This window comes from Streptomyces flavofungini (assembly GCF_041028215.1).
In the GTDB taxonomy this organism is placed as follows: domain Bacteria; phylum Actinomycetota; class Actinomycetes; order Streptomycetales; family Streptomycetaceae; genus Streptomyces; species Streptomyces flavofungini_B.
On the sequence record NZ_JASKYR010000709.1, the window covers coordinates 1 to 3,359 of the forward strand.

Here is a 3,359-nt window from a genome sequence, read left to right on the forward strand (position 1 = left end):
TCCTGGTACGGCGGCGGGACGCCGGGGCCCGGGGCCGTCCCGCCGCCGTACCAGGAGGCGGCCGCCGCGCCGACGCCGCCGCCCCGGGCGTCCGCTTCGGCGTGGTCTCCTGCGCCAACTGGGAGTCCGGCCACTTCTCCGCCTACCGCCACCTCGCGGCCCGCGCCGACCTCGACGCGGTCCTGCACCTCGGGGACTACATCTACGAGTACAGGAGCGGCGAGTACCCCTCCGCCGAGAACGTCGTCCGGCAGCACGAGCCGAAGCACGAGATCATCACGCTCGCCGACTACCGCACCCGGCACGGCGTCCACAAGACCGACCCCGACGCCCTGGCGATGCACGCCGCGCACCCGGTCATCGCCATGTGGGACGACCACGAGTTCGCCGACAACGCCTGGTCGGGCGGTGGTGTGAACCACTCACCGGAGACCGAGGGCCCCTGGGCGCGGCGCATGGCGGCGGCCAAGCAGGCCTACTTCGAGTGGATGCCCGTGCGCCCCTCCACCGAGGGCACCGTCTACCGCCGCGTCCGCTACGGCAGGCTCGCCGATCTGCACCTGCTCGACCTGCGGTCCTTCCGCTCCGAGCAGGCGGGCACCGGCAGCGGCAAGGTCGACGACCCGGAGCGCACGATCACCGGCCGCGCCCAGCTCGACTGGCTGAAGGCGGGCCTCGCCTCGTCGGACGCCGTCTGGAAGCTGGTCGGCACCTCGGTGATGATCTCGCCGGTCGCCTTCGGCGCCCTCCCCGCCCATCTCCTCCAGCCCCTCGCGGAGCTGCTCGGCCTGCCCAAGGAGGGCATCGCCGTCAACGCCGACCAGTGGGACGGCTACACGGACGACCGCAAGGAGCTCATCGCCCACCTGCGCGACAACGGCATCCGCGACACCGTCTTCCTGACCGGCGACATCCACATGGCGTGGGCGAACAACGTGCCGGTGAAGGCCGCCACGTACCCCCTGTCGCCCTCGGTCGCCACGGAGTTCGTGGTCACCTCGGTGACCTCCGACAACGTCGACGACCTGCTGCACGTCGCCCCGCACACCGTCTCGCTGGCGGCCGTGGGCGCCATCAAGGCGGCCAACCGCCATGTGAAGTGGCTGGACATGGACTCGCACGGCTACGGCGTCCTCGACGTCACCGCCGAGCGCTCGCAGATGGACTACTACGCCCTCTCCGACCGCACCGACCCCGACGCGACCTCGTCCTGGCTGCGCTCCTACCGCACGCTCAGCGGCACCCAGAAGGTCGAGCGGGCGGACGCCCCCGTGCGCTGACCCGCCACCCGACGGGGATCAGAGCGTCCGACGGGGATCAGAGCGTCTCCAGGAAGCCGAGTGCCGTGCGCCACGTCGCCTCCGCGGCCTGGGCGTCGTAGTCGTCCAGGCCGGGGTCGGTGTAGAGGTGCCCGGCGCCGGCGTAGCGGTAGACCTCCACGTCGGCCCCGGCCCGGCCCATCCGCAGGTACCAGGCGCTCAGCCAGTCGTCCGTCTCGAACGGGTCGGGCTCCGCCACGTGGAGCTGCACCGGCAGCTCGTCCACCGACGCGTTCTCCGCGATGTCGGAGGTGCCGTGCAGCAGGAGCAGGCCGCGCGCCCTGGCGTCGCCCAGGGCGAGCGTCTGCGCGGTCGCGGCGCCGAGGGAGAAGCCCGCGTACACCAGGCGGCGCTCGGAGTAGGGCGCGGCGGCGAGGATCGCCCGCTTCAGGAGTTCGTCCTTGCCGATCCGGTCGCTGAAGGCCCTTCCGGACTCGACGTCGTCGAACGTGCGGCCCTCGAAGAGGTCGGGGGTCCACACCTCGTGTCCCGCGGCACGCAGCCGGTCGGCGGCGGCGTGCACCGCGGGCCGCAGGCCGTACGTCGAGTGGAAGAGCATGATGTTCATGGGGCCATCGTGCCATCCGATGCGGTACCTGCCCGCCGGGGCACGGGAGCGGTACCCCTACCCTCGGAGGCATGGAGAACGTACTGCGTCCGTTGATCGTGATCGGCGGCTCGGTCGTGCTCACGGTGGTCGTCGGCTGGCTGGCCGACGTGCTGTTGCGCCGAGCCGACGAACGGCACCACGAAACACCGCTCTGGGGACTGCTGCGCCGCTGCCGCATCCCCCTCCACCTCACCCTCTGCGCCGCGCTGCTCCGCGGTTCCTACGACCGGGCCGACCTCACCGCCGCGAACTCGGCGGCGGTCGGCCAGTTCCTCTCGCTCGTCCTCATCGGCTCAGCGGCCTGGCTGGTGATACGTATCTCCGCCGCGGTCGTGGAGTCCTCGTACGCCCGTTACGCGGCGGCCCACCGCGACCCCGCCCGGGTCCGCCGGGTGCGCACCCAGGTCACGCTCATCCAGCGGGTGGTCTCCGCCATCGTCGGCACCGTGGCCGTCGGCGCGATGCTGCTGACCTTCCCCGCGATGAAGGCGGCGGGCACCTCGCTCCTCGCCTCCGCGGGCATCATCGGCATCGTCGCCGGTGTCGCGGCCCAGTCCACCCTCGGCAACCTCTTCGCGGGCCTCCAGATCGCCTTCGGCGACATGGTGCGCATAGGGGACACGGTCGTGGTGGACGGCGAGTGGGGCACCGTCGAGGAGATCACCCTCACCTTCCTCGCCGTCCGCACCTGGGACGAGCGCCGGATCACGATGCCCGTCTCGTACTTCACGTCGAAACCGTTCGAGAACTGGTCGCGCGGCGGCGCGCAGATGACCGGAACGGTCTTCTTCCACCTGGACCACTCGGCTCCGGTCCACCAGATGCGCGAGAAGCTCAGGGACATCCTGCGGGACTGCGGGGCCTGGGACGGCCGCGACTGGGGCCTCGCGGTGACCGACACCACACCGACCACGATGCAGGTCCGCGCCCTGGTCACCGCGAAGGACGCCGACGACATCTGGACGGTACGGGTCACGGTCCGCGAGCAGCTCATCCAGTGGCTGACCACGCACCACCCCTACGCGCTGCCCCGGGTCACCACCGCCTTCGCGGAGCCCGCACCGGACACGGAGCCGTCGGCGAACGGCCACGGCCCGCGCCTCTACAAGGGCGCGCCGCGCACCGGCCGGGGCTGATCCCCGCCACCCGCCACGAGGCCTTGCCTCAGCGCAGGCTGCGCACGTCCAGGTGGTGCAGCACCCGGTCGACGACCTCCGGGTCGGCGCCGGGCTCGCTGCGCGCGGAGAGGACCTCGTGGCGGGCGGCCGACATCATCTCCCGCTGGGTCTCCTTGAGGCGGCGCTTGGCGGCCTTGGCGGCACGCAGCGCCAGATCCCGCTCGATCTGCCGCTCGACGTCCCCGTCGGCACGCACCCCGAGCTTCTGCACCCGGAGGGGCAGCGTGAGCCCCTGGGCGACCAGGGTCGCCA

3 protein-coding genes and 1 pseudogene are annotated in these 3,359 nt (G+C 72.2%); 2 read left to right on the forward strand and 2 right to left on the reverse strand.

The window, feature by feature from the left end:
• Positions 1-1,280, forward strand: a 1,280-nt coding sequence (locus AB8Z36_RS32905; RefSeq protein WP_369217050.1) for an alkaline phosphatase D family protein, incomplete at its 5' end; no start/stop codon positions are given.
• Positions 1,281-1,317: 37 nt separating this feature from the next.
• On the opposite strand, the gene AB8Z36_RS32910 is transcribed toward AB8Z36_RS32905, so the two are convergent.
• Entirely contained in the window at positions 1,318-1,887 is a 570-nt protein-coding gene (locus AB8Z36_RS32910; protein ID WP_369217051.1) for a dienelactone hydrolase family protein, read from the reverse strand.
• 71 nt (positions 1,888-1,958) lie between these two features.
• Here AB8Z36_RS32910 and AB8Z36_RS32915 point away from each other — a divergent pair, with 71 nt between their 5' ends.
• The gene (locus AB8Z36_RS32915; RefSeq protein WP_369217052.1) at positions 1,959-3,065 is read left to right on the forward strand and encodes a mechanosensitive ion channel family protein; all 1,107 of its coding nucleotides are present in this window, start codon (positions 1,959-1,961) and stop codon (positions 3,063-3,065) included.
• A gap of 28 nt (positions 3,066-3,093) precedes the next feature.
• Here AB8Z36_RS32915 and AB8Z36_RS32920 read toward each other — a convergent pair.
• Positions 3,094-3,359, reverse strand: a pseudogene (locus AB8Z36_RS32920) (Na+/H+ antiporter); the annotation flags it as partial.